Origin of the sequence: Ensifer soli (assembly GCF_041928815.1) — a bacterium.
Classification (GTDB): domain Bacteria; phylum Pseudomonadota; class Alphaproteobacteria; order Rhizobiales; family Rhizobiaceae; genus JBHFEI01.
This window is the reverse complement of the sequence record NZ_JBHFEI010000037.1, coordinates 1-7,314: the sequence shown is the minus strand read 5'-3', so window position 1 is coordinate 7,314 and position 7,314 is coordinate 1. Positions and strand designations below refer to the sequence as shown.

Annotated in this window: 6 protein-coding genes; 5 read left to right on the top strand and 1 reads right to left on the bottom strand. The window is 54.9% G+C overall.

What is annotated here, in order from left to right; genetic code table 11:
- Positions 1-63 precede the first annotated feature (63 nt).
- The 3 genes from ACEVQ6_RS23190 (at position 64) to ACEVQ6_RS23180 (ending at position 2,374) form a co-directional block, all read left to right on the top strand.
- Complete coding sequence (locus ACEVQ6_RS23190) at positions 64-639, top strand: hypothetical protein (protein ID WP_374891418.1); 576 nt, start codon at positions 64-66, stop codon at positions 637-639.
- A gap of 186 nt (positions 640-825) precedes the next feature.
- Positions 826-1,554 (top strand): hypothetical protein, encoded by a 729-nt coding sequence (locus tag ACEVQ6_RS23185; RefSeq protein WP_374891417.1) that lies wholly within the window; start codon positions 826-828, stop codon positions 1,552-1,554.
- Between the two features lies 1 nt (position 1,555).
- Positions 1,556-2,374 (top strand): DUF5677 domain-containing protein, encoded by an 819-nt coding sequence (locus ACEVQ6_RS23180; RefSeq protein WP_374891416.1) that lies wholly within the window; start codon positions 1,556-1,558, stop codon positions 2,372-2,374.
- 250 nt (positions 2,375-2,624) lie between these two features.
- Here the strand turns inward: ACEVQ6_RS23180 and ACEVQ6_RS23175 are convergent, their stop codons facing one another.
- A complete protein-coding gene (locus ACEVQ6_RS23175) occupies positions 2,625-4,958 on the bottom strand; it encodes a YecA family protein (protein ID WP_374891415.1) in 2,334 nt (777 codons plus the stop codon).
- Between the two features lie 142 nt (positions 4,959-5,100).
- On the opposite strand from ACEVQ6_RS23175, the gene ACEVQ6_RS23170 reads away from it, so the two are divergent.
- Together ACEVQ6_RS23170 and ACEVQ6_RS23165 are read left to right on the top strand one after the other, a co-directional pair.
- The gene (locus tag ACEVQ6_RS23170; RefSeq protein WP_374891414.1) at positions 5,101-6,666 is read left to right on the top strand and encodes a DUF5677 domain-containing protein; all 1,566 of its coding nucleotides are present in this window, start codon (positions 5,101-5,103) and stop codon (positions 6,664-6,666) included.
- A gap of 143 nt (positions 6,667-6,809) precedes the next feature.
- On the top strand, positions 6,810-7,274 hold the full coding sequence (locus ACEVQ6_RS23165) for a hypothetical protein (RefSeq protein ID WP_374891413.1): 465 nt from the start codon (positions 6,810-6,812) through the stop codon (positions 7,272-7,274).
- Positions 7,275-7,314 lie beyond the last annotated feature (40 nt).

Genomic DNA, 7,314 nt, shown 5'->3' with positions numbered 1-7,314 from the left:
ATCATCGGCACAGGCGATGGTTGAAAAGCCGATCATGCACTAAGACTGAAACCGGACCACCCAATGGGGTCAGACCACTATCGCAAATCCATACGCCGCGATGTGATCGAAAACGAGTTTGCCGGACTTCTCGAAAGACTCACTCCAGCGCCGCGTCTGATTGCGCTCGCGCGCATGATGTTCAAGGACGCCTGGAATCAGCGTCTCGCGCAAGCGTCGGATATCGGTCGTTCGATTGAGCGCGAAGTCGCGAACGTCGAAAAACAAATCAACACGCTTTTGGATCGGATTGTTGACGCAAGTTCCCATTCGGTCGTCGCTGCGTATGAAAAGCGTATCGCGACGTTGGAACGTCAAAAACTCTCTCTTTTCGAACGTGGTCAGACCGGTGCCGTCCGTCACGGTGCCTTTGAGGAGTTGTTCGAACTCGCAATCGACTTTCTTGCAAGTCCTTCAAAACTCTGGCGTTCCGGGAAATTTGAGTATCAGAAACTGGTGCTTCGGCTGACCTTTGCCGACCGTCTGGCATGGTGCTCCGAAAACGGATTTCGAACCCCAGAAATCACATTACCATTCAAGGTGTTAGGTAACATGAGCTACATGAAAAATGTTATGGCGGACAGCACCCGACGAAGATGAGCACTATGAAATCATTGTAAGTCTCTGACAATTATATGGATATTCCGAGCAGTGCGGGAATCGGCGATTTTCGGCGGTGTTTGAGTGTCTAACGGTGGAAATATCGGTGATTTGGCGGCATCATTCCGTCACATTATCTTTCGTTATACCCAAGACGATCTCTACCGACGCTGTACCGGGGAAGTTATGAATGAAAACAAGCGAACGCCGGTGCTTGACGATCACAGGCGCATCAAATCCAAGCTAGTGACTCCGTTCAACAACGCATTCGGACCAATGCACGAGGTGTCGTGGATCAACATGATGATTCCGGAACTTTTGTGGATCGCGCTCGTGCAGGAAGCCTGGGGTCCTCGTCGTGGCGTTGAAATCATAACCGCCTTTACTCGCGACTTGCGTGTAAGCGATCCAACGCATGGCCGCACGATTTGGGCAGCGGCCGGCAAGTTCGCCTCTCTACCAAGAGGCGTGCTTTCGAGCATCGTGGAAGGCCGGTCTTATCGGGATGATCTGTGCGGACCGCTCGCGCCGCTCCATGCCCACTACCCAGACCACCCCATGCGCGAACTGGCGCAAGCGGCGACGCGAGAAAGCTGGTTACAAGATCTCGGCGCGCTCAAGACACTGGTTGGCGTGTTACTCGATCGCTCATCGACGTGCGCCATCATGGTTCAGGCGACCGCGACATGGCTTGCATTCGATGCTGATCGACTCAAGGTCTCGGCGGGCTTGGCACTCGCTGATTTTCCCCGGATCGAAGATTACCCCGAAACCGAGCAGTCACAGCGGATCGCCGCGTCGATCCGCGCGACCCTCAATCAGATGTTCGGTGACGCCGACATGATGGCGTCGGGGACCGATTGGCCGACCGCTTTCTGGAACCGTGGTTTGGAACTCGAACAGTGCGAGGATTGATGTGACTCAGCAGGAGGCTGATGGTCAGGATGACGAAGGCTTAGAAATTTGGCCGCTCATCGAGAGCTATTGTACAAACGTCGATCACGAGCTCACGGCGCGCCTGGAGGCATGGCCTCCCGACTTTTCTCAGATCCACGTCCACGAAGTGATCGGCGGCATGCTCGCACGACAGGCGACGCTCTCCAAGGACGTCGCGCGCGCGCCCGCGCTGTGGACCGGGCATAGTGCGCCCATCCTGCTACGCGCAATGGCCGACGCTTACATCAACATCGCGTGGCTGTTGCTAGATCCGGTCGAGCGCTGCCGGAAGTTCGTACTGTTTGGATTAGGTCAGGCTAAACTCGAACTCGAGCATCGCCGCGCGCAGATCGGAACTCGCGAGCTGACGCCGCAAGAGGCGACCATGCTGGAAGCCGGCGAGAGGTGGATCGACAATCAGCGGATCGGCTGGTTGCTCGATGTTGACCTAGGAAAATGGTCGAGCCTGTCGGTTCGTCAAATGGCTGAAGAGGCCAACTGCATTGATTTTTACAACTATGTTTACACTCCGTTCAGCGCCTGCACGCATTCGATGTGGCACCATGTTGCACGTTACGATCTCAGGGAGTGTGGCAATCCACTGCACCGGCATCATCGTCGTCCGACCAGCGAGGCACTCGGCCCGGACGTTCATTATCTGACGCTCGCCGCGAAATATTGGAGCAAGACGCTTGGCACATTCGATCGAGCACACGGGCTCGCGATCCGGGGGCCATCATCTTACGAGACGCTGATTGATGCCGTCACCGATAGCAGCGCCGATCCGCAGTCGGAATGACGCGGGTGGCGCGCCATTTCAGACAGACAGGTATCGGGCGATAGCGTGGAATCGGCGGTTTGCCATGCGGTTTGGGACAATGCGGCCATGTCCCGCTGTGGAGAGCAATTGGCGATTCTGGCGGGCCGAAGTCGACGAAACATAGATCGACGTCTACGCTATAAATGCCTCCATGCTCCTCCAAAATATTCACGCTCTAAAAAGCCGTCATTCCCTGGACGTTTATCAATTTCTATTGGTTGGCCTATCCCTAACGGCCATGACACTTCTTGTACTTTACACCGCTGCCACACGGACACGGATCATTCCGCCCAGGCTTTTTGGTCTTCACAGGTGGGGCGACACCTCTCGGCTGGTTGAGATTTACCGCCCGCGTGGGTTGAGCCATTCGCGCGGCGTCTTCGTAGATGTGGGCGTTTTCTTCCGTTCGCTCTGTCGGTATGTAGACCGCGAAAGACTGCGCCCGGTAGTAGGTTCCGTCGGCACTAACCTCTGCCACGATGCCGATGACGTTAGAAGCCTTGACGGCCAACGCAGCTGCGCTGGCCTTGTTATTCACCCTGGTCCAGTCAATTTGGTGGTCGTGTTGTTGAAGCCAAACGAAGAGCGGCTCGCCGTCCCCGGAGAGAGTAAAATAGCGAGCGGGATGCTGGTTCAGGGTTTGGCGAAGGTCGGACAGCATCTTGGCCAGATTATTCCGGCCTTCCTCCCCAAGGTCACGGATATGGCTCTCCGCTGATAGCCACCCGCGTGCTCGGGTAGCATCGAGCGCCCTAAGTAGGTTCAGCACCTCTTCCGGGAGGTCCTGCGTCGGAAACCGTCGGCTTTCCCAGTCTTCCCCCTCGAAGCTCCTGTCGACGATGTCGCTCATGCCGTCCCAGATAAGCATGCTCGCCTTGCCGCCCTTCAGCTGCTCGGCAATGTTCTGATCGAAACGGTTTTTCTTCAGGTACGCGCCCAGGTGGTCGAACTCGTCAAAGAGATGAGCCCGGCGCATACCTGCCACGGCCTGCCGCACCTCCATGTAGTGGACGAACTCGCCGGGTGTGGGCAGAAGACGCTTGAGGACAAATAGTTCGTCGATGGACAGCGAAACGAAGGCATGCCTTCCAAGCAGCGGCTCAACTTGCGGCAGTTCCTTACAGTATGTGGAAAAGGGCGAGAACGACTCGACCGTCAGCCCGATCGGCACCATCACGCGGTAGTCGGAGCGGCGGACACGGCCGCACTCTTCGTATTTGCCGTCCGCCAAGTGGTAGAGCGGCACTTCATCCGCCGAATTCAGATAATTGAAGAAGCGCTCACATTGCTTGTAGGCTTTGAGTACCAAGTCCTGAACGGACTGGGCGTGGCGGCCGAAATCAAGTGCTGGCGATGCAATGGTCGCAGCCGCACCTGCCTTGGCTTCAACCAGGAACAGCACGTCGTCGACCAGGATCAGGGTGTCGTTTTCGGACCACTGCTTGCTGGCAGGGTCTTTATAGTAGACTTCTTGAAAAACCGTGGCTCCAGGAAGCTGGGCGGCCAGAATGTCGGCGAAGGCAGCTTCGCTCATCCTCTTCTGTCGATCCTCAAAAGTTTTCTTGTAGTCCGGCTTTCGCCGCAGAAGGTTGTAGAGAAGCGCACGATACCCAGCGTCGCGGGTGAAGCACGGGTCGATGGCGTAGTAGTCCGCTCCAAGCTGAATCAGGGGCTTCTTCCTGGCAGGCAGTGTCCGGTAGGGTGTTCCCGAAAAATCGCCCGCTGCGAAAAATTCGGTTTCTTCTCCGCGCCGGTAAGCCAAATCCGCCAGCAACGTAGGCGGTAGCGTAGTGTGTCGACTCACGTTGGCGATGCCGCCCCGAAACATGTCGTCCATCGCCCGCCCAGCGGCTTTCGACTGTTCCGCATTGGCCGCAATCCATGCCTCCATGACGTCTTCCAGAGGCCTGTCCTGTGCCGCAGCGAAGGCCTGTGCCGCCTCAAACTGCTTAATCATCTCCATGATAGCGTCGGCATGCCCAGAGCGGGTGGCGTCGGCCATGGCCTGGAAGCCTTCCGCGATATCGGCGGCACCAACACCGTAAACTTCTTTCAAGACATCATTGTGAGGCGCCAAAACGTAGCTGTAGAACTCACCTTCCAAGACTTGGTAGCGGTTCCCGCGTAGCATGACCCAGGTCGATTTCGCGCGGAATTCAATGTCGGCTGTGTCGGGACCAAAGACGCCGTCCTTGGTATCGGCAGACGTGGCCATGGCAAAGAACATAGCCTGCTCTCGCAGTTTGCGGCTAAGTTCAAACAGCTCGGCGCATTGGGCTTCGTCGAATGTCACGTCCGCAGGGGCATCGTCTGACGCGAGCACCGCGTGTACGTACTCCAGCAGAAATTGGTTTTCGTTGATCAAGTCATTTGGGCCGTCCGCTTCGCGTTGCTCCTCCTCGGCGCTTTGGTCTACCATCGCTTTCATCATATGCTGGGCGTAGATGTAGCCGAGCAGATCATGTGGGGGCATCGCGACGATAAGCTCGCGCATCCGAGCTGCTGTAGCCTCCATGTCTTTCAACAAGGAAGCAGCTGCCTCTTTTCGTTTTTCCTCGTTCATAACTACTTATGCCTGACATTTCTAAAGTCACGATACTGCACAATCTATCCTAAATGTGCTGCAAATAATTACCAATGACGATAGTGACCGGCACCATGCGTAAGTGGCGATTGTTCGACCGGGAAGAACGAGGGGAAGAGCGTTGACTAATGAGACACGCAAGCCAGTCTTGCAGGACCACGTAGCGGTCAAACGTAAGCTCGTGCCGTCCTTTTTGCATAAACTCGGGGGCAAACTGTCCCAATATTCCTGGACCCGTCAGCTTGTGCCCGAGGCTCTCTGGCTTGGCCTGGTGATCGACCATTGTGGCTACGAGGCAGCTCGGGGCCATTGCCGTGCTTTAGGTCAAGCCGCTCGTACGGCGATGAATGGGGCTGAATGTCCCATGTTTGTTAAGTTCAGCACGTTCGCGGAGCTTTCAGACGCGGCAAAAGAAGCGATAATATCTACACTTGATCAGGTCAGTCTAAAAGCCATCCGCCGATCTCTGGCACCACTGGCGGCCGTGATGCCCGACCATCCGTTGGCATTCCTAGGAAAAATGGACGCTGTACCTGAGCAGAATACGCGCTTTCCCGAACTGCTCCGCGAGTTTTACGACCGCAACAGTCGCACGGCGGTGCTGTCATCAGCACTTGGCTACGAGTTGGGAATCGACCAAGGAAAGATTCATATCGCAGCGCATCTGATCGATGACCTTATCGCACGGTTCAAGGTTATTAACGGCTATCCAGAGACAGAGGAGGCGCGTCGCGCTGCCGGCGCCTTTCGAGCTGCCGCTCCAACACTGTTCATGGAGGTTAACCTTGATGACGCCGGCTTTGAAGTCGACGTATTATGGGTTGAGGCATTTTGGGACCATATCTCCGGCTTCGGCCCCTGTCTATTTCTAGACACACTCGAAGACGAAACTATCGATAGTGAAGATTCGCTTGAGCAATTCGTCTTTGATTATCGAAATGCGGTTCGGGCTGATCTCCGTATTAGATTGGCGAACTGGCCGTTAGATTTAAACGAGATTGAGGTCTTCGAGGTAGTTACGGCGCTCCTTTGCCGGCAAGCGACGCTGGCCATGGAAATGGCATCTTCTCCAGGCGTATGGACGCCGCACATAGCGCCTATTTTGCTACGGGCAATCGCCGACGTCTTCATCAATCTAGCTTGGATTCTAAAAGATCCTCGTCCACGCGCACGTCTTTATATTGAGGACGGACAGGGTGCTATTAAATTGCAGATTGCTCATCAAAAACGAGCGTTAGAGGCTGCGACAGACCCCAATGACGCGGCTGAACTGAGTCAGATGATCAAAGTCTGGAGTGACTGGCTAGCAGGGCAACGGATTGAGGCTCTTGTTGAGGTGAATCTTGGTAGTTGGTCCGGTCTCAACATCAGAAAGATGGCCGAAGAGGCCGGATTTATCGACTTCTACAACTATGTCTATCAGCCGTTTAGTAGCGTTATGCATTCAAACTGGGCACATGTGAGTATGTTCAACACGATCCATTGCCAGAATCCGGCTCACCGGTGGCATCGTGGAGCAGCGATAGCTCCAGCGTCGATTGATCTAAATTGGCTCTACCTAGCATCAAAGTATCTCAGCAAGACCTTCGGACATTTTGATAACGTATATGGTCTCGATCTGCCTCATGTCGCGTTCGACCTTGTTGTGTCCCAACTGTCTGAGACGATGGAAGAGGCTGAAAGCTGAGATTTTGCTTTTGTCTTACAGCGAGGCAACTCGTAATTTTGTCATGCAACCGGATATCTGAAGATAATCAAATCGATCTGAAAAATCATTGTATGCCGAAGACGGGCAGCAGTCCCTTGGATAGACATTATCAGGAAAGAAAATTGGAGCGTGAAGATCTCGAAAAATTGCGTGAACGTTCGATCAGCAAGCTCGACGATGACGCTGCGCTCAATCATATCGGTACACTGATCGACGCTTCACGTGACGCAGGTTTCGCCCGGGGAGCAGACCGCGCGATCTACCTTCTCGACGAATTTGCAAAGCGTGATCTGAACGTCCAACATGGCGCGGTTCTCGAATATTTTCGATCCAATGCGTGGGCGGTTAAAGAGGAGACTTCCGGCATCCGCGGCTCCTGGGCTTGGGAACACCCCGAACGGGAACAGCAAATCCTTGCCTTGTCTCGCGCGGCTGCTCATCCTGGCTTTGTCGAACTCGATCTTATGCGTCGTTGTCAGATCCTGACCAATCGAGCGAACCAACTCAATGTGATGGGGCGCTTCATCGACGCGATTGAAGGATGGGACGCTGGTCTTCCCCCTGAAAAGTGGTCCTCCGTGAAGTAGGCTATTGAGCCTGAGAGAGGACGTTGGAATGCCCCAGAAG